We start from the raw sequence: 24,386 nt of genomic DNA, 5'->3' as shown, positions 1-24,386 counted from the left end.
CCATGCACGCGGACCTTGGTCGCTACTGCCTGCAGGCATTCAGCCAGCAGGTGCCGGCCTCGCTGGCGGCGTTCTATCGCATCGACGCCAGGCAACAGGCCTGCGACTTCCTCCTGCAGGACCTGCAGGCGCCGATGCACGCCCGCTACCTGGCGCACTACCGGCGCTTCGATCCCTTGCAGCCGCAGCGCTGCCTGGCCATCGGCAAGCCCGTGGTGTCGTTGCGCCAGGGCCTGGCCGGCCTGCCGGTGGACCAGGGCGAGACCTACCGGCACTTTCTCGCCCAGCACCAGGTAGTGGACGTGGTCGAGATCATCGCCCAGGTCGATGGCCGGCCCAGCGCCGGCGTGTCGCTGCTGCGCTGCGCCGGGCTGGGCGAGTTCCGCGGCGAGGAGCTCGAGCGCCTGCTGCCGCTGCACGGTCTGATGCAACTGGCGCTGGCCACTGAGCCGCGCACGCCAGCCCCCGGCAACGCCGAACTGACGCCACGCGAACGGCAGATCGCCGAGCTGCTGCGCCAGGGCCAGAGCAACAAGCTGATCGCCCGCGCGCTCGGTGTCGGTCTGCCAACGGTCAAGACCCACCTGGTCAACCTGTTCCGCAAGCTGGGCGTGGCCAACCGCACCGAGCTGGTGGCCTGCCTGTTCCTCTGACTCAACCTTCCGGTTGATACCGCCGCCCGGCCCCGCGCGGCACCCTGTGGCCATCCCAACCACAGGAGTCACCCCATGTCCAAACCTGCCGACTGGATCACCGTGGGCGCCCTTGCCGACGGCTTCGCCCCGGGCGCGTTCATCCTGCCACGACTGGCCGACCTGTCCGGCCGCACGCTCACCCTGCACTTCGCCAACGGCTGGCAGATCGAACACCGCTTCGACAGCGAACGCCTGCACTGGCGCGCCGCCGACGGCCACAGCCAAGGCAGCGCCGAGTACCGCGCCACCTCGGTGCGCGACGGCCTCTACCTGGTCGACTTCCTCAAGCGCGACGCTGAAGGCCAGACCTGGTCGGTGTCGCTGGTGCTCGACCTCCCCGCCCGGGCGTTCACCGCCGTGCTCGGCCGCCTGCCCGACCAGGCCCGCACCCGCCGTGGGCTGTACGAGCTGGCCCTGGCCGGCGAGCCACTGAGCGGCGTCGAAGCCACCTTCCTGCACGGCAGCCTCGAGCGTCCCTGGCAGCCAGGCGCCTGCCCCCACGCACCGACCGACGAGCTGGTGGGCCTGCGCAACCACTACCGCTACAGCCCCACCGAGGAGTACGAGCACCTCTACCTCAATACCGGCTACTACAGCTGGCAATGCCTCAAGGGCGTCGAGCAGGGCCTGTGCGACACCGACCGCGCCCACTATTACAAGATCGCCGAGCAGCTGTACCTGTTCGTCTGGTGCGAGAAGATCGTGCCGACCCTGGGCCTGGTGATGATCGACCTGCGCCAGCACCGCAGCGACGGCAAGATCTTCGGCTACCAGGGCGACGGTTTCGACAGCCTGGCCAACTTCCCGGTGTCGTCCCATTGCCGGGTGGTCAATCGCACGGAGTACCCGCGATGAGCCGCAGCGTGCTGATTACCGGTGCCGGCAGCGGCATCGGCGAGGCCTGTGCCCGGCGCCTGGCGCGCCAAGGCTGGCAGGTGGCGCTGGTCGGTCGCCGGCGCGCGGCACTGGAGCGCGTCGCCCAGGCCTGCGATGGCCTGGTGCTGTGCGGCGATGCGGCGGACAGCGCCAGTTGGGACGGTTTCGTCGACCAGGTGAGGGCCCGTTTCGGTGGTCTCGATGCGCTGATCGCCTGCGCCGGCGGCCATGGCCTCGGTCGTTGCGGCGACACCAGCGACCAGGCCTGGCGCCAGGCCCTGCACGGCAACCTCGACAGCGCCTTCCACACCGCCCGCGCCTGCCTGCCGCTGCTGCAGGCGCGCCGTGGCAGCCTGGTGCTGCTCGGTTCGATCGCCTCGTTGGCCGCCGGCCCCGAGGTGTGCGGCTATACCACGGCCAAGCACGCCCTGGTCGGGCTGACCCGCTCGCTGGCACGCGACTACGGCCCGCTCGGGGTGCGGGTCAACTGCGTGTGCCCTGGCTGGGTCCGCACGCCCATGGCCGATGAAGAAATGCAGGCGCTGATGGCCCATCACCACGAAGACCTCGACGCCGCCTACCGTCGCGTCACCGCCGATGTGCCGCTGCGCCGCCCGGCCAGCGCCGACGAAGTCGCCGCGGTGTGCCAGTTCCTGATCAGCGCCGAGGCCAGCATCGTCACCGGCGCGGTGCTCACCGCCGATGGCGGCGCCACCGTGGTCGACGTGCCGACCCTGGCCTACACCCGCCTGGCGTCGCCGACATGAGCGCGCACTACGACTTCGCAGGCTATACGGTGCTGGTCACTGGCGCGGCAGGCGGGATCGGTCAGGCCATCGTCGAGGGTTTCGCCCGTGGCGGCGCCCGGGTGCTGGCCGTGGATCTCGCGCAGCAGGCGCTGCAACGGCTGGTGCAGGCCCAGCAGGCACTGGGACACGAGGTCGAGGCGCAGTGCCTGGACCTTGCCGACCCGCAGGCGATCAGCCATTGCCTGGGCCAATTGCAGCGACTCGACGTGCTGGTGCACAACGCCGGGCATTTTCCGCTCACGCCCTTCGCCGACATCGACCCGACGTTGCTGCGGCGCACCCTGGCGGTAAACCTGGAAGCGCTGTTCTGGCTGACCCAGGCTGCCCTGCCGCTGTTCCAGCGCCAGGGCGGTGGCTGCGTGCTGGCCACCTCGTCGGTGACCGGCCCGCGGGTGGCCTATCCGGGCTTGAGCCATTACGCCGCGTCCAAGGCCGGGGTCAACGGTTTCATCCGCAACGCCGCCCTGGAACTGGCGCCGTGCAACGTGCGGGTCAATGGCGTCGAACCGGGGATGATCCGCACCCCGGCCATGGGCAACCTCGGCGACCCGGCGCTGAACCGGCAGATTGCCGCCGGCATCCCCCTCGGGCGGCTGGGCGAACCGGCAGACATCGCCGCGGCCATGCTGTTCCTGGCTTCGGACGCGGCTCGCTACATCACCGGCCAGACACTGATCGTCGACGGTGGCGCGACCTTGCCGGAGACCCTGGCCAGGCACTGACATCCCGGCCCGCCACGTGGCGCAGCGTCTGCGCCACGTGGCGGCGACAGCCAAGCCCGCTGGCAGCCACAGGCAAGACCCCACCCCACCTTCCACGCGCTAATACCTGCTCCCTGCCTCCACAACGACGCGGCACCCAAGACCGCACACAACAAACGAGGAACGATCCATGCGTCTGACTCCACGCCGCACTGCCCTGGCCAGCGCCCTGGCCCTGTTGGTGCACGGCCCGGCCAGCCCGGCCTACGAACTTCATGCCGACGACGACAGCCACCTCAACGCCGACCTGCTGGCGGTCTGGGGCATGTTCAACAGCCGTCACAACTACGACGGCAGACCCGGCGGCTCGACCTGGCGCGAAGGTTTCATCAAGTACGGTTTCAGCGGCGACCAGGGCCTGGCAGGCAATGGCCGCCTGTATGGCGCGCTGAACTGGGTCAGTTCCGGCGCCTGGGGCGATGGCGACGCCGGCGGCAACCAGGATGGCAGTGAGCGCACCACCAAGATCGAGGATGCCTACCTGGGCTGGCGCTCCGGCGACCTGTTCCCGCTGCTGGGGCAGGATGGCGTGGACATCTCCGGCGGCCGCCAGGTGATCCGCCTGGGCAGCGGCTTCCTGGTCAACGACGATGGCCCCAACCTCGGCAAGCGGCCGGCCGACGGCCATCTCAATCGCGGTGGCGGCTTCTATCTCGGCGCCCGCCACGCCTTCGACCGTACCGCCGTGCTGCGCCTGGGCGGCAGCGAAGGCCTGCACGGCAGCGTGCTGTGGCTCAAGTCCGACAACCGCGCCCAGGCCGAGACCGAGTTGGCTGCCGGTACCCTGGACTACACCCACCCGCTGGGCACCCTCGGCCTGACCTACCTGCACGGCATCGACGTCGCCGACCAGTGGGCCAGCGAGTTCCAGAAAGCGCGCGAAGGCATGAACGTGTACAGCCTGCGCGGCGAAGGCAGCGTCGGGCTGAGCAACACCCGCCTGGCGTTCGAATATGCCTGGCAGGACAAGCGTGGCGGACGCGAGACCGCCTGGTACAGCGAGGCCGGCTACACCTTCGCCGAAGCCCCCTGGGCGCCGCAGCTGACTTACCGCTATACCCGCTATTCAGCTGGCTGGGACCTGTTGTTCACCGGGCTGTCCAGTGGCTATGGGACCTGGATCCAGGGCGAGGTGGCGGGCAACTATGCCGGTCCGTTCAACAGCAACAGCGCCATCCACCATGTCGGCCTGAAGGCAACGCCCCGCAGCGACCTGACCGTGGGCGCGCTGTTCTTCGACTTCAATACCGTGCGCACCCGCGACACCCTCAATCTCGATGCCCGGGAGTTGGACTTGTATGTGGAATGGGCGGTGAACGAGCACCTGATCGTCACCCCGCTGCTGGGGTTGTTCAAGCCGAACAAAGACCAGGGCAACGGCGGCAACCAGGTAGGCAGCGGGACCAATGTGTACAGCCAGCTGACGGTGGCCATGCCGTTCTGAACATCCGGGCCGTCGGCCTGAGCGCGTGGAAACGCATGAGCCGGTGTTCGCCGGCAAGGCCGGCTCCTGAGCCAGCCTTGCCGGCGAACCAGGCGCCGCGATAACGGCGCCGGCTACGCCAGATCAGCCCAGCAGCAGACGCAGGTCGGCACCGTTTTCAGCCATCGGCGGGCACCAGTAGTAGCCACCGCTCAACGGCCGGCTGAAGCGGTACAGGCCATCGACAACACCGTCCTCCAACCCGCTCATGCGCCGCAGTTGCACCTCGAAGGCATCCAGCGAGAAGCCCAGGGCGACGAACGCCAGCCCTGCGCCACGCTCGTCGGCCCAGGCCACCGAACGCCGAACGACAAAGGCCTCGGGCTCGAAACTCTCCTGCGCGGTGCGCTTGACATGGGCCGATGCCGGCGCGTCGTCGAGTTCCTCGTTGTCGCTCAGGCGGCGGCCGATGATGTTGTCCTGCTCGTCCTGGGGCAGCGACTTGAAGTAACCCAGGTCGTGCTTCCACAGCTGGAAGGCAGCGAAGCTGGAACCGGCCAGGCCCGCCACGTCGCCCGGGACGATGGCCGCGGCCACGGCGTCCTCGTCCACCGGGTTCTCGGTACCGTCCTCGTAGCCTGTCAGGTCATGCCCGCCGCGGTGCAGGAAACCATCGACGCTGTCGACCAGGCGCAAGGCCGGGGCCAGTGCCTGGCGCAGCGCCTCGGCACGCAGGAACAGCTCGCCGCGCTCTTCACCACGCAGCCACAGCCACAAGGCGTGCTGGGTCGCCGGGTTCTCCACCACCGCGTCCAGTTGCGGGAACGCCCGCAGACCGGGCACGTCACGGCCCAGTGCCTTGGCCAGCGGCGCACCGACGGCGAGGATCAGGCGCTGGCCATCGACCTGGGGAATCAGTTGGTCCAGAACGGCAGGCAAGGCCTCGAGCGAATCGAGGGCGAAGAACAGGTGGCGGGCATGGGCCGGCACCGGAGTGGCAAGCAGACCTTGCTGGAACGGCATGGCAGACGAATCCTTCGGTGAAAAGCGCGAATGCTACTGTGCCGGGCGCGGTACCGCAACGCGGCACCCTGGTAACAAATGGTTACCACGCCGCTGCCACTGCGGTTAGCCATCGCGGCGCGGCCACCTACACTCCCCGGGATCCCCCGCCCGAGTACCCGTCCATGACCGCCTCGCCGTTGCTGACCGCCGTCCTGCCTCTCGCCCTGGGCATCATCATGCTCGGCCTCGGGCTATCGCTGACCCTCGCCGACTTCGCCCGGGTGGTGAAGTACCCAAGGCCAGTGGTGATCGGCCTGGCCTGCCAGATCCTGCTGCTGCCGCTGGTGTGCTTCCTGATCGCCAACGGTTTCGGCCTGGAGTCGGCGCTGGCGGTGGGCCTGATGCTGCTGGCCGCCTCGCCGGGCGGCACCACCGCCAACCTGTTCAGCCACCTGGCCCATGGCGACGTGGCGTTGAACATCACCCTCACGGCGGTCAATTCGCTGATCGCCATCCTCACCATGCCGCTGCTGGTGAACCTGTCGCTGAGCTGGTTCATGGCCTCGGACCAGGCCATCCCGCTGCAGTTCGCCAAGGTCATGCAGGTGTTCGCCATCGTCCTGCTGCCGGTGGCGCTGGGCATGCTGGTTCGCCGCTGGGCGCCGGGCTTCGCCGCGCGCATGGAGAAGCCGATGAAACTGGTGGCAGCGTTGTTCCTGGCCTTCACCATCGTCCTGGCGCTGGCCAAGGACTGGCAGACGGTGGTCGAGTATGCGCCCGTGGTCGGCGGCGCCGCCTTGCTGTTCAACCTGCTCAGCCTGGGCGTGGGCTACTGGGTGCCACGCCTGTTGAGCATCCCCCGGCGCCAGGCGATCGCCATCGGCATGGAGGTCGGCATCCACAACGGCACCCTGGCCATCGCCCTGGCCCTGAGCCCGTCATTGCTGAACAACGCCACCATGGCCGTGCCAGCGGCGATCTACAGCCTGATCATGTTCTTCACCGCCGCGGGGTTTGGCTGGTGGGTGAGCCGGGGGCACCGGCCAGCACAGGCAAGCGCCAGCCAGCAAAGCGTCAACTGACCACGCCTGGCCTTCAGCCACGCCGCCGCTGCAACTGGCGCTTGAGCACCCGCAGCGGCGGCGCATAGAAGAAGCCGAACGACACGCTGCCCTGGCGCCCCTTCACCGCATGATGCAAGCGGTGCGCGCGGTACAAGCGCCGCAGGTAGCGGTTGACCGGCCTCGGCGCACGCGGCCAGTGACGGTGAAAGAAACCATCGTGGGCCAGCACATAGGCCACGCCATACCCCGCCACTCCGGCGCCGACCCACTGCAGCGGCGCGTGCCCGGCCTTGCCCACGGCCACCAGCGCCAGGGCGATCAGCCCAAGGGCCAGCAAGTACAGGTCGTTGGTCTCCAGCATGCCCAGTTGTGGTTCATGGTGCGAGCGGTGCAGCCACCAGCCCCAGCCATGCATGACGTACTTGTGGGCCAGCGTGCCGACGCCCTCCATGGCCACCAGGGTGCCGAACAGCACGGCGAGATTGAACAGCATGGGACGATCCGGGGGTTGGCAACGAAGGGCGCAAGGGTAACATTGCCCACAGGTCATTCGGAGGGATTTTCCATGAAGGATGTACACAGTGCGGCCAGCACCGGCTATACCCGCCAGTCGGGCAACTACGAGCAGGGCCGCCCGGACTACCCGCAGGCCTTGCTCGGCTGGCTGGGCGACACGCTCGGCATCGCCCGCGACACCCAGGTGCTCGACCTCGGCGCCGGCACCGGCAAGTTCACCCGCCTGCTCGCCCAGCTCGGGCCACGCCTCACTGCGGTCGAGCCGGTGGCGGCGATGCGCGCGCAGTTCTGCGCTCAATTGCCTGGCGTGCCAGTGCTCGACGGCACCGCCCAGCACCTGCCACTGGCCGATGCCAGCCAGCAGGTGGTGGTCTGCGCCCAGGCGTTCCACTGGTTCGCCGACCCGGCCGCGCTGGCCGAAATCCACCGGGTGCTGGCTCCTGGCGGACGCCTGGGGCTGATCTGGAACGTGCGCGACGAATCGGTGGACTGGGTAGCGCAGATCACCCGCATCATCACCCCCTACGAAGGCGATACCCCACGCTTTCACACCGGTCGCTGGCGCGACGCATTCGATGGCCGCTTCTTCACCGCGCCACAACTGACCAGCCTGCCCCATGCCCACATCGGCAGCCCCGCGACCGTCATCCTCGAGCGCCTGCGCTCGGTCAGCTTCATCGCCGCGCTGCCCGAGGCCGAGCAGGATCGGGTGATGGCCCGGCTACGCGCGCTGATCGACACCCATCCGACACTCAAGGACCAGCCACAAGTCGCCTTCCCTTACCAGACCCAGGCCTTCGTCTGCCAGCGCCTGGATTAACGCAATTGTCACGTTCCGCGCCTTGACCCCGCCCGGGTCGAGGCGTATGGTCCGCCCCGCACTCATGCATTCCCCAGACAGGAGACCCCTGCATTGGACAGTAGCCCCAGTCGATTGCGACAGGCCCACACGGCGAGCTAGTCCGGCAGCGTCCCTGCCACTGTCTCGCCGCACTCGGTAGACGGTGGTTTCCCCCGGCCCCCATATGGCCCGGTCCCTCCTTCTCGAACTCCAGCCAGACGCCTTGCCGGCATGATGGCTCGTGGTCCTGCGCATTCTTTCGTTGTCATCCGCGCCGCCTTCGCGGTCGGCGCCTGTGCGGGCACACGCCCGCGGAACGAGGTATCGCTATGGATTGGAAAATCTTCCTGCTGCGCGTCAGCGTGGCCCTGGTGCTCGGCGCGCTGATCGGCGCCGAACGTCAACTGCGTCAGCGCCTGACCGGCCTGCGCACCAACGCGCTGGTCAGCACCGGCGCCTGCCTGTTCGTGCTGATGACCCAGGCCGTGCCAGGCATGGCCCCCACCGATGCCTCGCGCATCGCTGCCTACGTGGTCTCGGGCATCGGCTTTCTCGGGGGGGGCGTGATCATGCGCGACGGCTTCAACGTGCGCGGCCTGAACACCGCCGCCACCCTCTGGTGCACCGCCGCGGTCGGCGTGCTGTGCAGCCTCGGCCTGCTGCTCGAGGCCTCGCTGGGCAGCCTGGTGGTGCTGTGCGCCAACATCCTGCTGCGCGATATCGCCCAGCGCCTGGATCGCCAGGAGGTGGTACCGGCCAGCGAGGTCGAGCAGCACTATGAAGTGCGCATCGTCTGCCGCGCCGAAGACGAGATCCAGGTCCGCAGCCTGATGCTGCACAGCCTCAGCGACCCAGGCCTGCGCCTGCAATCGCTGCACAGCGAAGACCTGGCCAACCCGGCACGCCTTGAAGTGCGCGCCGAACTGCTCGGCACGCCCCAGGCGCCAACCTCGCTGGAGCGTCTGGTCAGCCGGGTGAGCCTGGAGAAAGGCGTCAGCTCGGTGCGCTGGCAACTGCAGGCCCAGGCCCTGAGCGGCGACTAGCCGTCGTCACGGCGGTGCCGCTCGCGCAGCTCCTGGCGCTCCTTGGCCTCGATGCACAGGTTGGCGGTGGGCCGCAGCAGCAGACGGCGCAGGCCGATCGGCTCGCCGGTCTCGGCGCACCAGCCGTAATCGCCACGGGCCAGGCGCTCCAGCGCCTGGTCGATCTTGTCCAGCAGCTTCTTCTCGCGCTCCAGCGAACGCAGTTGCCAGTGGCGCTCCTCCTCGGCACTACCGATGTCGGCGGGATCGCTGTGCACCTCCTGCTCACGCAGGGCGCGAAACTCCTGCTCGATGCGCGCCTGCAAATCGTCACGCTGGGTCAGCAGCAGGTTGCGGAAGAACTGGCGCTGGGGTTCGTTCATGTAGGCGCTGGCGGGTTGGCGCAGCAGTTCGTCTTGATTCATGGCTCACTCCTTGGATGACGGTGCCGCGCTGCGGCGCCCTCGCTCAACGGTCGAACATCAATGGCAGCCCCTGGCACTGAGCCTGCACCTGGCCCTCATGCCAGGCCAGTTGCCCCGACACCACCGTGCTGCGCACGCCATGGCGGAAGCTGCGCTGCTGGAACGGCGTCCAGCCGCAACGCGCCAGCACCGGCTCGTCGGCCACGGCCCGTGGCGTGGCCAGGCGCTCGACCAGCACCAGGTCGGCCCAGTAGCCCTCACGCAAGAAGCCGCGTTCGCGGATGGCGAACAGCTCGGCCACCGCATGGCTGGTCCGGGTGACCAGTTGCGCCATGCTCAGCACCCCGTCGGCCACCAGCTCCAGCGCCGCCGGCAAGGCGTGCTGCACCAGCGGCAGGCCAGCGGGGGCACGGGTGTAGACCCGGCGCTTTTCCTCCAGGGTGTGCGGCGCATGGTCGGTGCCTATCACATCGATGCGCCCGCACGCCAGCGCCTGGCGCAGCGCCTCGCGATCGCTGCCGGTCTTGATCGCCGGGTTGCACTTGATCAGGTGGCCGAGACGGGCGTAGTCACTGTCGTCGAACAGCAGATGGTGCACGCACACCTCGGCGGTGATGCGCTTGCCCGTGACCGGCCCCGGCTCGAACAACGCCAGTTCGCGGGCGGTGGTCAGGTGCAGCACGTGCAGGCGGGTACCGAAGCGCCGCGCCAGTGCCACCGCCAGGCTGGATGAGCGGTAGCAGGCCTCGGCATCGCGGATCAGCGGGTGCGCGGCTGGCGGGATGAACTCGCCATGGCGCAGGCGCCAGTGGCTTTCGTTGTCGAGGATGCTCGGGGTGTGTTCGCAATGGGCCAGGACCAGGGTCGGGGCATGCACGAACAGCTTCTCCAGCACCTGCGGATCGTCCACCAGCAGGTCGCCGGTGGAAGCGCCCATGAACACCTTGATCCCCGCCACCTCGCGCGGGTCGAGGGCGGCGATGACCTCGAGGTTGTCGCGGCTGACACCGAAGTGGAAGCCGTAGTTGGCCAGCGAACCGGCCGCCGCCCGGCGCTTCTTGTCGGCCAGCGCGTCGAGGCTCAGGGTCGGCGGGTTGGTGTTGGGCATGTCCATGAAACTGGTGATGCCACCTGCCACCGCCGCCCGCGACTCACTGGCGATGCTGCCCTTGTGCTCAGCCCCCGGCTCGCGAAAGTGCACCTGGTCGTCGATCATTCCCGGCAACAGCCAGGCGCCGTTGGCGTCGATCTCCCGACTGGCCCGGACATTCTCCAGGCTGGCGGCGATCCGCTCGATGCGCCCACGGCGCACCAGCAGGTCGCCGTCGAACTCACGCCCCTCGTTGACCAACCGTGCGTTGCGCAGCAGCAGCGTGTCCATGTTCAGAACTCGTTCTGCAGGGCCTTGTAGCCCTGGACCAGGTCGATGTTGGTGCGTGCCACGTCCTCGGAGAACTCCGAGGCCGACACGCTGACCGGCGGATAACGGTCGAGATCGGTGTGCGGGCCGATGTGCTCGGTGGGCGGCACGTAGAAGCGCGGCGGCAGGTCGCGGCCATCGACCACCGAGTTGTGCCGCACCACGCTGCCGTCGCCCACCCGGCAGTTGAACAGCACGCTGTTGAAACCGATGAACACCCGGTCGCCGACCTCGCAGGGACCATGCACGATGGAGCGGTGGGCGATGGAGCTGTACTGGCCGATACGCACCGCCGCGCCGGACTTGGAATGGATCACCACGCCGTCCTGGATATTCGAGTTGGCACCGATCTCGATCGGCTGCATGTCGCCGTCGGCGTCGACCTCGTCGGCGCGAATCACCGCGTAGGGACCGACGAACACGTTGTCATGGATGATCACCTTGCCGCAGATGATCGCGGTGTGGTCGATGTAGGCCGACTCGGCGATTTCAGGGAGATGGCCGGAAGGGTTTCTGCGGATCACGGGGAAGACCTGCTGGTGGGGAAAGTCATAAATGTTACGTTATAACACCCTACTTGCAACCCCATTTATGCGCTACGCTCTGCGGCCCACCACGCCACGCAGCCGCCGTCATGCCCATACGCCCTACCCTCGCCAAGGATCTCGCCCATCTCCCTGCCATCGAGCGCTCCGCCGCCCAGACGTTCCGGCAGGTGCCGGGGCTGGCCTGGCTGGCGGACAGTGAGGTGATGGAGGCAAGCGAGCACCAGCGCTTGCTCGACGCCGGAACCAGCTGGGTGGCGGTGGATGACCAGGACTGCCTCGTCGGCTTTCTGTGCGCCGAGGTGGTCGGCACTGCCCTGCACGTGCACGAGTTGTCGGTAGGCCAGGCGGCCCAAGGCCAGGGGCTGGGACGGCAGTTGCTGGAACAGGCGCTGGCGCAGGCCCGCCTGCAAAGGCTGCACTCGGTGACCCTGACCACGTTTGCCGACGTGCCCTGGAATCGGCCGTTCTACGAACGTCTCGGCTTTTGCGTGCTGCCACTGGCCGAGCTTGATGCGCGCTTGTCTGCGATCCTGGCCGCAGAAAGAGCCCATGGCCTGGAAGGCCGCTGCGCCATGGCGCTGGTACTGAGCTGAGGTGCCTGGGGCTCGCCAAGGACCAGGGCAACCTGGCCCACTCCCGCGCACGGGCTTCATGGGCGCGGGCTTGCCCCGCGATGCTCAGCCTGCTCCCGCCTCGATCCCCGCCGCCACGCAGTAGCGGTCGCGCCCCTGGCGCTTGGCCTCGTAAAGCGCAGCATCGGCCGCCGCCACCAGGTTCTCCGGCGTAACCGCCTCCAGGCCCGGCCTGCCCACCGCGATGCCCGCACTGGCCGATACCAGTCCCACCGGGCTGCCGTCATGGACCATGGCCTGGCGGCGCAACAGTTGCAGGATCTCCTGGACGATCTGGCTGGCGCCCTGGACATCGGTGTTGGGCAGCAGCACCACGAACTCCTCGCCACCGTAGCGCACCGCCAGGTCGCCCGGGCGCTTGAGCGCCTGTTGCAGCAACGCGCCAAAGCGTCGCAGGCACTGGTCCCCCGCCGGATGGCCGTAACGGTCGTTGTAGGCCTTGAAGTAGTCCAGGTCGAACAGCACCAGCGCCAGCGCGTAGCCTTGGCGCCGTGCCCGACGGATCTCCGCTTCGAGCACCGCATCCAGCCGTCGGCGGTTGCCCAGGCCGGTCAGGCTGTCGGTCAGGGCCATGGCCTTGAGGGTCTGATGTGCCTGGTGCAAGGCCCGTTCGATGGCGATCCGTTCGCGCAACTGGCGCAGCACCACCCAGCCGAACGCGGCCAGGCCCACCAATAACAGCAACAGCACCACCACCGACTTGAGCATGTCGTGGCGCCAGGGGGCGATGATCGACTCGCGTGAAAGCCCCGCTTCCACCACCAGCGGGTAGCTCGACAAGGCCCGGAACGCATACAGCCGTGGCGTGCCGTCCACCACCGCCACGGCTTCGGCCACGCCTTCGCTGGCATAGGGCAGGTAATGGCGGAAGATATCGCTGCTGGCCAGGCTGCGGCCGATCACCTTCTCGACGAACGGCCGGCGCACGAGGATGGTGCCGTCACGCTTGGCCAGTACCAGGGCGCCGCGCTCGTCGATCTTGAAGTCACCGTAGTAGCGCACGAACCAGTCGACCTTGATGGTGCCCAGCAACACGCCGGCGAAACTGCCGTCGGGGCGGTCCAGGCGCCGCGAGATGGGAATGATCAGATCGCCAGTGGAGCGGCTGCGCACCACCGAGCCGATGCGCACCTCGCGCCCGGGATGGGTGCGGTGGTAGATGAAATAGTCGCGGTCGGCGTTGTTGGCGCCGGCCGGCACCACGTCCTTGTCGGTGACGATCCAGCTGCCGTCGGGCCCATAGACGAACAGGCCGTGCAACTGCGGCATGATCGCTGCCTGCTGCTTGAGCAGCGCGTGCAGGCGTGGCCGGTCGATATGCTCGAAACCGTCGCCCTCCAGGCGCTCGGCCAGCGCGGCGGTGATGGCATCGACCTGGCGGATGGCGTCCTCGGCGTGCTGGGCGGTGGCCCGGGCCAGGTTGGTCACCGCGTTCTCGGCATTGATGAACACCTGGCGATAATCGCGCCAGATCCGCCAGCCTTCGATCAGCACGAAGGCCAGCATCACCACCGCCATGAAGCTGAGCACCAGGCGAAACAGCGACACGGCGCGGCCCTCGCCGGTCACCGCGAACAGGCCGTCTTCAGTCTTGTTCCTGGCTGTGCGCATTGAAGTCCCTTGTCGTCTGGCATCTGCCGCCCATGACTATAGTTCAGCGCCCGCCGCCCGAATCCCGGGCCTTGGCACCGTCCTGCCGGGCGTCATCCAGTCGCGCAGGCAAAAAAAAGCCCCGGGGCACGTGGCCCAGGGGCTGTAACGGCTGGATCATCCAACCAAAGGAGTCGTTGCCTAGCCCTTGGCCGGCCAGCCGCCGCCGAGGGCGCGGAACAGGTCGACCAGGGCCAGTTGGCGCTGGGTGCTGGCCTCGATGAAGGCCGCTTCATTCACATAGCTGTTGCGCTGCGCATCCAGGTAGCGCAGATGGTTGTCCACGCCACCCTCGTAGCGGGCCTTGGCCAGCGCCAGGGTGGCCCGGCTGGTATCGGCCAGGGCCCGGCGCGCCGCTTCCTCGCGGCGCAGGGTATCGGTGCCGGCCAGGGCGTCGGCCACTTCGCGGAAGGCGGTCTGGATGGTGCCCTCGTAGGCGGCCACTGCCGAGTCCTTGCGCGCCTCGGCCAGGCTCAGGCCAGCCTTGTTGCGTCCGCCGTCGAACAGCGGCAGCGACAGTTGTGGCATGAAGCTCCAACTGCGCGAGCCGCCATCGAACAGGCCCGACATCTGCGCACTGGAGGTGCCGAAGCTGCCGGTCAGGCTGATCCGCGGGAAGAACGCCGCCCGCGCCGCACCGATGTCGGCATTGCGCGCCCGCAGCCGGTGTTCGGCGGCGAGGATGTCCGGACGTCGCTCGATCAGCGCCGATGGCGCGCCTGGCGCGATGTCCTGCAGGACCATCGGCTCGGCCGAGCGCGCGGTCGGAATGGCCTTGCCCGCCTCGGCGCTACCCAGCAGCAGGACCAGCGCGTTATAGGCCTGGCGCTGCTGACGCACGGTCGCCTCGAGCTCGGCCCGGGACTGTTCGACCAGCCCCAGTGCTTCCTGATGGTCCAGCGCGGTGGCCGTGCCGGCCGAACGCCGCTGGCCGACCAGCGCCAGCGAGTCCTCGCGACTGGACAGGGTCTGACGGGTCAGTGCCAGGCGCCGCTCGGCGCCGTCCAGGGTCAGGTAGGCCTGGCTGACCTCGGCGATCAGCGCGATGCGCGCGGCGCGGCCGACCTCCTCGGTGCTCAGGTACTGCTCCAGCGCCGCATCGCTCAGGCTCTTGACCCGACCGAACAGGTCGACTTCGTATTCCGGCAGCGAAAGGCCGACCTGGTAAGTGCTGCTGACCCCTTCACGCCCCGTGCTCGACAGGTCCGCCGGCAGGTGCTGGCGATTGCCCGAGGCGCCGGCGCTCAGGCCAGGCAAGCGGTCGGCCCGCTGAATACGGTACTGCGCACGGGCCTGCTCGATGTCGAGCAGGGTCTGGCGCAGCGAACGGTTGTTGTCCAGGGCCGTGCCGACCAGCTGGCGCAGCGCCGGATCGACGATGAACGCCTGCCAGTCCAACTGCGCCAGCGCTGGCCCCTGGTGCCCTGCGGCGTCGCCCCAGGCGGCGGCCACCGGCGCTTCGGGGCGCTGGTAGGTCGGCGCCAGGGAACAACCGGCCAAGGCCAATGCCAGGGCGAAGGGTATTGCAAGATTACGCATGACCATCACTTCGCCACCTCGACAGCGTGTTGCACAGGCGCCGGCTTGCGCTTGAGCAGCGTCAGCACCCAGACGAAACAGATCGGCACGAACACCACGCCCAGCAGGGTGGCACTGAGCATGCCGCCGATCACCCCGGTGCCGATGGCGCGCTGGCTGGCTGCGCCGGCACCGGTGGCGATGGCCAGTGGCACCACGCCGAGGATGAAGGCCATGGAAGTCATGACGATCGGACGGAAGCGCAGGCGGGCGGCCTCGATGGCGGCGTCACGCAGGCTGTAGCCCTTCTCCCACAGTTCCTTGGCGAACTCGACGATCAGGATGGCGTTCTTCGCCGCCAGGCCGATGATGGTGATCAGCCCGACCTTGAAGTACACGTCGTTGGGCATGCCGGTGAGCAGCACCGCCCATACCGCGCCCAGGGCGCCGATCGGCACGATCAGCATCACCGTCAACGGGATCGCCCAGCTTTCGTACAACGCCACCAGCAGCAGGAACACCACCAGGATGGCCAGGGCGAACAGGCCGGCGGCCTGACCGCTGGAGACCTTCTCCTGGTACGACAGGCCGGTCCAGGCATAGCCGATTCCCGGCGGCAGTTCGCTGACCAGTCGCTCCATCTCGGCCATCGCCTGGCCGGTGCTGTGCCCCGGTGCGGCATCACCGGCGATACGGATCGACGGGTAGCCGTTGTAGCGCACCAGTTGCACCGGGCCCTCTTCCCAACGGGTGGTGACGAAGGCGCTGAACGGCACCTGCTCGCCGCTGGCGTTCGGCGCATAGAGGCGCAGCACGCTTTCCGGGGTCATCCGCTCGCCCTGCTCGGCCTGCACCACCACGCGCTGCTGGCGCCCGGCGTTGGTGAAGTCGTTGATCACCGCCGAGCCGAAAGCAGTGGCCAGGGTGTTGTTGATCGACTCGAAGTTCACGCCCAGGGCGCGCGCCTTCTCGCGGTCGATCTGCACCCGCAGCTGCGGCGCCTCGGCCAGGCCTTCCATCATCGCGTAGAGGATCACCGGGTTGCCGTTGGCGCGGGCCAGCAGTTGGTCACGGGCGGCCAGCAAGGCCTCGCGGCCGAGGCCGCCACGGTCCATCAGGCGCAAGGCGAAACCGCCGGAGTTGCCCAGGCCGTCGATCGGCGGCGGCATGACCGCGGTGATGGTACCGTCGCCGTTGGCGGCGAACCGCGCGTTGATCGCCGCGGTCTCCGCCTCGGCCGACTGCGCCTTGCTGCGTTCGGACCAGTCCTTGTAGGTAGGGAACGCCAGCGCGGCGTTGTCACCCTGGCCCGAGAAGCTGAAGCCACTGACGATGAACGAGTTGGCCGTCGCCTCGCGGGACATCAGGTATTGCTCCAGCGCTTCGGCGGTGTGGTCGGTGCGCACCCGGCTGGCGCCCGGTGGCAACTGCACGTCGACGATGCTGTAGCCCAGGTCCTCGGCAGGCACGAAGGCTTCCGGCAGGCGCAGGTAGGAATAGCCGAGCACCACCAGGATCCCGACATAGGCCAGCATCCAGCGCCCGGCGCGGGCTACCAGGGCGCTGTTCATCACCGAGTAGCGCTCGGTGAGGCGGGCGAAACCGCGGTTGAACGCGCCGAAGAAACCGCCCTTCTCGTGGTGACCGTGAGGCACCGGCTTGAGCAAGGTGGCGCACAGCGCCGGGGTGAAGGTCAGGGCGAGGAAGCCGGAGAACAGGATCGACACCGCCAGCGACACCGAGAACTGCTGGTAGATCACCCCTACCGAGCCGGACATGAACGCCAGTGGCAGGAACACCGCCGACAGCACCAGGGTGATGCCGATGATCGCCCCGGACACCTGCCCCATCGCCTTGATCGTCGCCGCCACTGGCGACAGCCCTTCCTCGGCCATCAGGCGCTCGACGTTCTCCACCACGACGATGGCGTCGTCCACCAGGATGCCGATGGCCAGTACCATGCCGAACATGGTCATCATGTTCACCGAGAAGCCGAGCAGCTTCATGATCATCAGCGTGCCGAGCAGGCACACCGGCACCACGATCGACGGGATCAGGGTGTAGCGCACGTTCTGCAGGAACAGGAACATCACCAGGAACACCAGCACCATGGCTTCGATCAAGGTGTGGATCACCTTCTCGATGGCCACGTCGACGAAGCGCGAGGTGTCGTAGGGCACCGAGTATTCGACGCCTTCCGGGAAGAACTGCGACAGCTCGGCCAGGCGCTCCTTGACCAGCGTCGCGGTCTGGATGGCATTGGCGCCGGGCGCCAGCTGCACCGCGCCGGCCACGGCCGGATGACCGTCAAGGCGTGCGGACAGGTTGTAGTTCTCGCTACCGATGGCCATGCGCGCGACATCGCCCAGGCGCACGCTGGAGCCGTCCGGGTTGGCGCGCAGGACGATACCGGCGAACGCCTCGGGGGTTTCCAGGGTGCCTTGCACGGCCAGGGTCGCGGTCAGCTCCTGTTCGCTGGCGCCCGGCGTGCTGCCGAAGCTGCCGGCCGGTACCTGGACGTTCTGGCCACGGATGGCGTTGCCGATGTCGTCGATGGACAAGCCATAGCCCACCAGTTTCTGCGGATCGACCCACACCCGCATCGCCGCTTCCGAGGCGAAGAACTGCAACTTGCCCACGCCAGGCACGCGCAGCAGCTCGTTGTTGATGTTGCGCGCGGCATAGTCGGCCAGGGCGGTGGTATCACCCTTGTCGCCCGCCTTGCTGGTCAGGGCGTAGATCAACAGAAAACCGGAGCTCGCCTGCTCGACCTTCAGCCCCTGGGTCAGCACGGCCTGGGGCATGCGCGCCTCGGCCTTCTTCAGGCGGTTCTGCACGTCGACCTGGGCCATGTCCGGGTCGGTGCCCGGCTCGAAGGTCACCAGCACCTCGGCGACGCCGTTGGAGTTGTTGGTGGACTCGTAGTACAGCAGGCCCTTGGCGCCGTTGAGCGACTCCTCGATGATGCTGGTCACCGACTCGACCATCACCTTGGCCGACGCGCCCGGGTAGGCGGCGTTGATGGAAATCTGCGGCGGTGCCACGCTGGGGTACTGGGCCACCGGCAGTGCCGGGATCACCAGCAGGCCGGCCAGGGAAATGAACAGCGCCACGACCCAGGCGAAGTTCGGCCGATTGATGAAGAACTTGGACATCTCGCTAACCTCGTCTTAGTGCGCCGCGGCCTGTTGCGCCTGCTGGGCCTGGGCCGGTAGCACCGGCATGCCCGCGGCCAGGCCGGCCGGGCTGCCGACGATGACCTGGTCGCCCGCGCGCAACCCCTCGGTGATCTGCCAGCGCGAGCCTTGCATCACGCCGGTGCGCACGCTGCGGGCCTCGGCCAGGTTGCCGGTACCGACCACCATCACCCGTGCCTCGCCGTCGTTGCCACGCTGCACCGCGCGCTGCGGCACCAGGATGGCCTGCTGGTCGGTGCCCTGCGGAGTGCGCACGCGCACATACATGCCGGGCAGCAGAATGCCGTCGGCGTTGTCGAAACGACCGCGCAGGGTCACCTGGCCGGTGCTACGGTCGACCGCCACATCGGTGAACATCAGCGCGCCCTGGCGCTGGTAGTCGGTGCCTTCGACCTGGGCGGTCAGGGCCTTGTCGTCACCACTGGCCAGGGCGCCGTCCTTGAGGGCCTGGCGCAGGCGCAGGGCATCGGCGGCGGACTGGGTGAAGTCGACATAGATCGGGTCGAGCTGCTGGATCCGCGCCATCAGCGTGGCATCGCCCTGCCCGACCAGTGCGCCCTCGGTGGCCAGGGCCCGGCCAATACGCCCGGAAATCGGTGCGGTGACCGTGGCATAGCCCAGGTTCAGTCGCGCGCTCTGCACGTCGGCCTGGGCCGAGCGGACCGCCGCCTGGGCGCTGCGCAGCTCGGCGGTGGCGCTGTCGAAGTCCTGCTGGCTGACGGCCTCGATCTTCACCAGCGGCGCATAGCGCTTGACCCGGGCCTGAGCCTCCTGCTGCACGGCCTGGGCCCGGGCCAGATCGCCCTCGGCGCGGGCCAGCGCGGCCTTGAACGGCGCCGGGTCGATCTGGAACAGCACGTCGCCGGCCTTGACGTCGGCGCCTTCCTCGAAGCGCTTGTGCAGGACGATGCCTGCCACCCGGGCACGCACTTCGGCCACCCGCATCGGTTCGACCCGACCCGGCAGGGTCGAGGCCAGGGCCAGCTGCTCGCTGGCCACGGTCACGGTTTCCACCGCAAACGCCGTTTCAGCCATGGCCTGCGGTTCGTCCGCAGCGCCGCAGCCAGCGAGGGCGATCGCCGTCGCCAGCCAGCTGGCCATCCCAATTGCACGCAAGTTGCCCATGTCGTCACCCGGAGCCTTTGATTTGAAAACGGCGCGAATGGTACTTCGCAATACTCTTTGAGTCAATTTTGTCTCATTTGAACTTTTTGTGAAGGTTTGTAAGCTCCGTCGCTCCAGTCGTCGGGCCGTCGCACTTCCTTTCTGGACTAGCGTCAAATGAACACGATGCCCCTCGCCCACCGGCCCTGGAGAACGCCCATGACCCTGCATGCCGTAGCCGACCTGGCCCAACTCGACGAGCACCGCCCGCTGCGGGTCCAGGCTGGCGCCGAGGAACTGATCCTGGTGCGCCATGGCGACCAGGTACGCGCCTACCAGGGCAACTGCCCCCATGCCGGCGCGCCACTGGACGAAGGGGTGGTCTGCGCTGGCCTGCTGGTATGCCCCTGGCACAAGGCAGCGTTCGCCGTTGACGAGGGCGTGGTGTGCGAGCCACCGGCCCTGGCCGACCTGCGGCGTTACCCGGTGCAGTTGAAGGACGGCCAGGTCTGGGTCGACGACCAGCCCGTGGCCGAGGCGCATCCGCCCCGTCACAGCGATGCGCGCACCTTCGTGGTGATCGGCGCCGGCGCCGCAGGCAGTGCTGCCGTGGCGACCCTGCTCGACCATGGTTTCGCTGGCCGCCTGTTGTGGATCGACCAGGAGCAGCCGAACGCCTACGACCGCACGGCACTGAGCAAATACGTCATAGCCGGGCAGATGCCCCCCGACGAAGTACCCACCCTGCTGGAGCCGGACGACCTGCGCCGCGGCCAGTTGCAGCGCCTGCACGGCAAGGTCCGCTCAGTGGATGCCGGCCAGCGCGAGCTGCTGCTCGCCGACGGTCAGCGACTGCGCTATGACGCCGCCCTGCTGGCCACCGGCGGCAAGCCGCGACGCCCCGAGCTGCCGGGCGTGCAATTGGCCGGCATCTGCGTGCTGCGCTCGCGGGACGACGCCGCGCGCCTGCTCGACCTGGCCGAGCCGGGGCAGCCGGTGGTGATCGTCGGCGATGGCTTCATCGGCCTGGAGGCCGCCTCGGCCCTGTGCAAGTACGGCCTGCAGGTGCATGTGGTGACCCGCCACGCACTGCCGCTGGTCCGCCAGCTGGGCGAACGTATCGCCCGTACCCTGCGCGAGCTGCACGAACGCAAGGGCGTGGTATTCCACGGCCCGACCGAGGTGCAGGCCTTTGCAGGCCAGGAGCGGGTAGCGGCGGTGCAACTGACCAATGGCGAGCGCCTGGCCACGGCGCTGGTGCTGCTGGCGACCGGCGTCACGCCGGCCACTGGCTGCCTGCATGGCCTGGCCCTGGCCGAGGATGGTTCGGTGCCGGTCGATGCCCACCTGCAGGCCACCAACGGCCTCTGGGTGGCGGGCGATATCGCCACCTTCCCCCTGGCCGGATGTCCGACGCGCATCGAGCACTGGCGCCTGGCCCAGCAGCACGGGGTGATCGCAGCCGCCAACATGCTCGGCGAGCGGCGCCGCTACGACGACGTGCCGTTCTTCTGGACCTACCAGCACGGACGCACCTACGAGGTACTCGGCCATGGCACTGGCTGGAACCGCATCGAGTATGTCGGCGAGCCGGAGCACGGCGACTTCATCGCCCTGCAGTGCCTGGACGACCAGGTCGAGGCCGTGGTCGCCAAGGGCTTTTCGCGGGCCATGGCGGTGCTCTCGCAACGCCTGAAGCGACCCTTGTCGAGCCGTGAGGCGCGAGCGTTGATCGATGCCTGGTCGGATTGAGCACGCACCGGCCAGAGCGGCCTTGCCGCGTCCATCACCCTTTCAATGCTGGGATGAACTGTGTAAAACAAGTTCCCTCTCACTATCAGAAAAGGATGATTCGCGATGCTCTACCGCCCCCTCGGCCAGTCTGGCCTGCAGGTCTCGGCCCTCACCCTCGGCAGCATGATGTTCGGCGAGCAGACCTGCAACGAAGACGCCCTGCGCATCATCGACAAGGCCTGGGACCAGGGCATCAACTTCGTCGACACCGCCGACGTCTACAATGGCGGGCGCTCGGAGGAGATCGTCGGCGAGGCCGTGGCACGCAACCGCCACGACTGGATCGTCGCCTCCAAGGCCGGCTACGGCCCGGTCGACGGCGTGCCGAACCGCAGCGGGCTGTCGCGCAAGCACCTGTTCAACGCCCTCGAAGCCAGCCTTACCCGCCTGGGCACCGACTACCTGGACCTCTACTACCTGCACCGCGAAGACCACGGCGTGCCGCTGGAAGAAACCGTGCGTGCCATCGGCGACCTGCTGGCCCAAGGCAAGATCCGCTACTGGGGCGTGTCCAACTTCCGTGGCTGGCGCATCGCCGAGATCTGCAACGTCGCCGAGCGACTGGGCGTGGCCAAGCCGGTGGTGAGCCAGCCGCTGTACAACATCGTCAACCGCCAGGCCGAGCCCGAGCAACTGACCGCCGCCGCTTACCATGGGCTGGGCGTGGTGCCGTTCAGTCCGCTGGCCCGTGGCGTGCTCAGCGGCAAGTACGCACCAGGCTCGACGCCGGACGCCGGCAGCCGCGCCGGGCGCCAGGACAAGCGAATCCTCGAGGTGGAGTGGCGCCAGGAGTCGCTGTCGATCGCCCAGCAGATCCATGCCTATACCGAGGCCAAGGGCGTCGGCATCGTCGAGTTCGCCATCGCCTGGGTGCTGAACAACCGCCTGGTCAGCTCGGCCATCGTCGGGCCGCGCACCGAGGCGCAGTGGGACACCTATGCCGGTGCGCTGGAAGTGAAGATCAGTGCCGAGGACGAAGCCTTCATCGATTCGCTGGTGACCCCGGGGCACGCCTCGACACCAGGCTTCAACGACGTGGCGCACTTCGTCAGCGGCCGCCTGCCACGCGCCTGAGGCCGCTCGCAGGCTTCGCCAGCTCCCACAGGCTCCCGGCACAGCCGATACAGCCTTGGTGGGAGCAGGAGCAGCCCAGATCGATCCACTGAATCCCCGTGGGAGCTGGCGCAGCCTGCGATGGGCTGCACAGCAGCCCTGGTGCGCATTGGCCGATGCGTATTACCCCACGATCGAGCCCCAGCGCTGAGTTTCAAGGACAAATCCTCGCCTGTCAGCCTGCTGTCCAACACCCTTGCAAGCCACATGTTCCCCATTGGGGACCTGGCTGCCGGTCACCCGGTCCCCCCTTTCCCCAATCACCTCGGTATCGTTCGCGCCATCAACCCACCTTTGCGATGGTATCTACGATGAAATTGTTCGACCCCCTCAAACTCGGCCCCCTCACCCTGCCCAACCGGGTCTTCATGGCGCCGCTCACCCGCCTGCGCAGCCTTGAGCCGGGCGACGTGCCCACGCCGCTGATGGCCGAGTACTACCGCCAGCGCGCCAGCGCCGGGCTGATCATCAGCGAAGCCACGCAGATCTCGTTCCAGGCCAAGGGCTACTCCGGCTCGCCGGGCATCCACACCGCCGAGCAGATCGCAGGCTGGCGCCAGGTCAACGCTGGCATCCATGCCGACGGCGGCCACAGCGCCGTGCAGGTCTGGCATACCGGCCGGGTCTCGCACACCTCGCTGCAGCCCGATGGCCAGGCCCCGGTGGCGCCTTCGGCGCTGCCGGCCAATGCCCGCACCTCGCTGCGGGATGCGCAGCGCAACGTGGTTCGTGTGCAAACCTCGCCTCCGCGCGCCCTGAGCGAAGCCGAAATCGCCGGCATCGTCGCCGACTTCGGCCAGGCCGCCGCCAATGCCCGCGAGGCCGGCTTCGACTTCATCGAGCTGCATGCCGCCCATGGCTATCTGTTGCACCAGTTCCTCACCCCCAGCGCCAACGTGCGCGACGACCGCTACGGCGGCAGCGTCGAGAACCGTGCGCGTATCGTTCTCGAAGCCGTGGACGCGGCGATCGCCCAGTGGAGCGCCGAGCGTGTCGGCATCCGCATCTTCCCGTTGGGCGGGTTCAACGGCGTGGACAACGGCGAAGACCAGGAAGCTGCCGGCCTGTACCTGATCGGCGAGCTGGCCAAGCGCAACCTGGCCTATCTGCACCTGTCCGAACCGGACTGGTCGGGTGGCAAGCCGCTGCGCGACGAATTCCGCCAGGCGATCCGCCGGGCGTATCCGGGGGTGATCGTTGCCGCCGGTGGCTACGATGCGGACAAGGCCGAAGATCTGCTGCAGCGCGGGCTGATCGATGCCGTGGCGTTTGGCCGTGCGTTCATCGCCAACCCGGACCTGGTCGAACGGCTCAAGCGCCAGGCGCCATTGAACGAGCACCGGGCGCAGTTCGACTATGCCAATGGCGCCGAGGGCTATACGGATTATCCACGGCTAAGGCAGGCCTGACGCCTCACTGACCAAGGTAAAACAACTGTGGGAGTGGGCGAAAGCCCGCGATGCGTGAGGGCTGCCATGGGTTCGCCGGGAGAGTTGTAGCGCTCTTGAGATCGAGCGCCGCCCGCGCGGCGCATCGCGGGCTTTCGCCCACTCCCACATCTGTTTCGGGCGATGCAGTCCTGTGAGGGTACCGCTGTACGCCTGGGTGCATGTCTCAAGCCAGGCGAAGCGCCAGCAGCGCCCACGCTGAAACCTCGCCATGCCAACAAGGCGGACCAGGCAATGCCACAGGAGAGACTGGCCCGAAACAACTGTGGGAGCGGGCGAAGCCCGCGATGCGTGAGGGCTGCCATGGGTTCGCCGGGTGTAGTGGTCAACAATTCCCGGACACAGAATTGAGTTTTTCCTCAGCAACCGCCGGCGGCACGAAACCGTTGTACTGATGTGGCCGTGTCCAGTTGTACCGCTGCATGAGATATCGCCCGATGTCCTGCTCGGCCAACGCCGTCGTCATGTAGCCCACCGTCGGCACCCATTCGGTTTTCAGGCTACGAAACAACCGCTCCATCGGCG

21 protein-coding genes and 1 pseudogene are annotated in these 24,386 nt (G+C 68.1%); 12 read left to right on the top strand and 10 right to left on the bottom strand.

What is annotated here, in order from left to right; translation table 11 throughout:
* Positions 1–2 precede the first annotated feature (2 nt).
* From F3J43_RS13850 to F3J43_RS13830, 5 genes are all read left to right on the top strand, one after another.
* Positions 3–653 carry a helix-turn-helix transcriptional regulator gene (locus F3J43_RS13850; RefSeq protein WP_166887141.1) on the top strand — a complete coding sequence of 217 codons (651 nt, stop codon included), beginning with the start codon at positions 3–5 and terminating at the stop codon, positions 651–653.
* A gap of 75 nt (positions 654–728) precedes the next feature.
* Positions 729–1,550: a molybdenum cofactor biosynthesis F family protein gene (locus tag F3J43_RS13845; RefSeq protein WP_166887139.1), complete on the top strand. Its 822-nt coding sequence runs from the start codon at positions 729–731 to the stop codon at positions 1,548–1,550.
* Positions 1,547–2,338, top strand: coding sequence for an SDR family NAD(P)-dependent oxidoreductase (locus F3J43_RS13840; RefSeq protein WP_166887136.1), 792 nt, complete (start codon positions 1,547–1,549; stop codon positions 2,336–2,338). The genes F3J43_RS13845 and F3J43_RS13840 overlap by 4 nt, the downstream gene beginning before the upstream one ends.
* Positions 2,335–3,102, top strand: coding sequence for an SDR family oxidoreductase (locus tag F3J43_RS13835; RefSeq protein ID WP_166887133.1), 768 nt, complete (start codon positions 2,335–2,337; stop codon positions 3,100–3,102). The genes F3J43_RS13840 and F3J43_RS13835 overlap by 4 nt, the downstream gene beginning before the upstream one ends.
* Before the next feature lie 169 nt (positions 3,103–3,271).
* A complete protein-coding gene (locus F3J43_RS13830; protein ID WP_166887130.1) occupies positions 3,272–4,585 on the top strand; it encodes an alginate export family protein in 1,314 nt (437 codons plus the stop codon).
* A 123-nt stretch (positions 4,586–4,708) separates the two neighbouring features.
* Here the strand turns inward: F3J43_RS13830 and F3J43_RS13825 are convergent, their stop codons facing one another.
* The gene (locus F3J43_RS13825; protein ID WP_166887127.1) at positions 4,709–5,587 is read right to left on the bottom strand and encodes a Dyp-type peroxidase; all 879 of its coding nucleotides are present in this window, start codon (positions 5,585–5,587) and stop codon (positions 4,709–4,711) included.
* A gap of 164 nt (positions 5,588–5,751) precedes the next feature.
* On the opposite strand from F3J43_RS13825, the gene F3J43_RS13820 reads away from it, so the two are divergent.
* Positions 5,752–6,651: a bile acid:sodium symporter family protein gene (locus F3J43_RS13820; RefSeq protein WP_166887124.1), complete on the top strand. Its 900-nt coding sequence runs from the start codon at positions 5,752–5,754 to the stop codon at positions 6,649–6,651.
* Between the two features lie 13 nt (positions 6,652–6,664).
* Here the strand turns inward: F3J43_RS13820 and F3J43_RS13815 are convergent, their stop codons facing one another.
* On the bottom strand, positions 6,665–7,126 hold the full coding sequence (locus tag F3J43_RS13815) for a sterol desaturase family protein (RefSeq protein ID WP_166887121.1): 462 nt from the start codon (positions 7,124–7,126) through the stop codon (positions 6,665–6,667).
* A 72-nt stretch (positions 7,127–7,198) separates the two neighbouring features.
* Here F3J43_RS13815 and F3J43_RS13810 point away from each other — a divergent pair, with 72 nt between their 5' ends.
* Positions 7,199–7,969 carry a class I SAM-dependent methyltransferase gene (locus F3J43_RS13810; RefSeq protein WP_166887117.1) on the top strand — a complete coding sequence of 257 codons (771 nt, stop codon included), beginning with the start codon at positions 7,199–7,201 and terminating at the stop codon, positions 7,967–7,969.
* Between the two features lie 350 nt (positions 7,970–8,319).
* On the top strand, positions 8,320–9,033 hold the full coding sequence (locus F3J43_RS13805; protein ID WP_166887114.1) for an MgtC/SapB family protein: 714 nt from the start codon (positions 8,320–8,322) through the stop codon (positions 9,031–9,033).
* On the opposite strand, the gene dksA is transcribed toward F3J43_RS13805, so the two are convergent.
* Genes dksA through F3J43_RS13790 form a run of 3 tightly spaced genes read right to left on the bottom strand, consistent with a single transcriptional unit; the run spans position 9,030 to position 11,381 of the window.
* Positions 9,030–9,437 carry an RNA polymerase-binding protein DksA gene (dksA, locus tag F3J43_RS13800; protein WP_166887111.1) on the bottom strand — a complete coding sequence of 136 codons (408 nt, stop codon included), beginning with the start codon at positions 9,435–9,437 and terminating at the stop codon, positions 9,030–9,032. The two genes, F3J43_RS13805 and dksA, sit on opposite strands and share 4 nt — an antisense overlap.
* Positions 9,438–9,480: 43 nt before the next feature.
* Positions 9,481–10,818 (bottom strand): dihydroorotase, encoded by a 1,338-nt coding sequence (locus tag F3J43_RS13795; RefSeq protein WP_166887108.1) that lies wholly within the window; start codon positions 10,816–10,818, stop codon positions 9,481–9,483.
* Positions 10,819–10,820: 2 nt separating this feature from the next.
* On the bottom strand, positions 10,821–11,381 hold the full coding sequence (locus tag F3J43_RS13790; protein WP_166887105.1) for a gamma carbonic anhydrase family protein: 561 nt from the start codon (positions 11,379–11,381) through the stop codon (positions 10,821–10,823).
* A 110-nt stretch (positions 11,382–11,491) separates the two neighbouring features.
* On the opposite strand from F3J43_RS13790, the gene F3J43_RS13785 reads away from it, so the two are divergent.
* A complete protein-coding gene (locus F3J43_RS13785) occupies positions 11,492–11,998 on the top strand; it encodes a GNAT family N-acetyltransferase (protein ID WP_166887102.1) in 507 nt (168 codons plus the stop codon).
* Positions 11,999–12,082: 84 nt separating this feature from the next.
* Here the strand turns inward: F3J43_RS13785 and F3J43_RS13780 are convergent, their stop codons facing one another.
* The 4 genes from F3J43_RS13780 to F3J43_RS13765 all read right to left on the bottom strand — a co-directional run bounded on the left by F3J43_RS13780 (position 12,083) and on the right by F3J43_RS13765 (position 19,527).
* Positions 12,083–13,648: a sensor domain-containing diguanylate cyclase gene (locus F3J43_RS13780; protein WP_166887099.1), complete on the bottom strand. Its 1,566-nt coding sequence runs from the start codon at positions 13,646–13,648 to the stop codon at positions 12,083–12,085.
* Positions 13,649–13,828: 180 nt separating this feature from the next.
* Entirely contained in the window at positions 13,829–15,226 is a 1,398-nt protein-coding gene (locus F3J43_RS13775; RefSeq protein ID WP_286184575.1) for an efflux transporter outer membrane subunit, read from the bottom strand.
* Between the two features lie 5 nt (positions 15,227–15,231).
* Positions 15,232–18,360: a multidrug efflux RND transporter permease subunit gene (locus F3J43_RS13770; protein WP_166887093.1), complete on the bottom strand. Its 3,129-nt coding sequence runs from the start codon at positions 18,358–18,360 to the stop codon at positions 15,232–15,234.
* Positions 18,361–18,375: 15 nt separating this feature from the next.
* A complete protein-coding gene (locus F3J43_RS13765; protein ID WP_166887089.1) occupies positions 18,376–19,527 on the bottom strand; it encodes a MexC family multidrug efflux RND transporter periplasmic adaptor subunit in 1,152 nt (383 codons plus the stop codon).
* 198 nt (positions 19,528–19,725) lie between these two features.
* On the opposite strand from F3J43_RS13765, the gene F3J43_RS13760 reads away from it, so the two are divergent.
* From F3J43_RS13760 to F3J43_RS13750, 3 genes are all read left to right on the top strand, one after another.
* Positions 19,726–21,258 (top strand): FAD-dependent oxidoreductase, encoded by a 1,533-nt coding sequence (locus F3J43_RS13760; protein WP_166887086.1) that lies wholly within the window; start codon positions 19,726–19,728, stop codon positions 21,256–21,258.
* 105 nt (positions 21,259–21,363) lie between these two features.
* Positions 21,364–22,374 (top strand): aldo/keto reductase, encoded by a 1,011-nt coding sequence (locus F3J43_RS13755; RefSeq protein ID WP_166887083.1) that lies wholly within the window; start codon positions 21,364–21,366, stop codon positions 22,372–22,374.
* Between the two features lie 350 nt (positions 22,375–22,724).
* Positions 22,725–23,822 carry an alkene reductase gene (locus F3J43_RS13750; RefSeq protein ID WP_166887080.1) on the top strand — a complete coding sequence of 366 codons (1,098 nt, stop codon included), beginning with the start codon at positions 22,725–22,727 and terminating at the stop codon, positions 23,820–23,822.
* A gap of 364 nt (positions 23,823–24,186) precedes the next feature.
* Here the strand turns inward: F3J43_RS13750 and F3J43_RS13745 are convergent.
* Positions 24,187–24,386, bottom strand: a pseudogene (locus F3J43_RS13745) (IS3 family transposase); the annotation flags it as partial.

This window comes from Pantoea sp. Cy-639 (assembly GCF_011752525.1).
Lineage (GTDB): Bacteria > Pseudomonadota > Gammaproteobacteria > Pseudomonadales > Pseudomonadaceae > Aquipseudomonas.
Note: the sequence above shows the minus strand (reverse complement) of the source record. Positions and strands in the feature narration are given on the sequence as shown.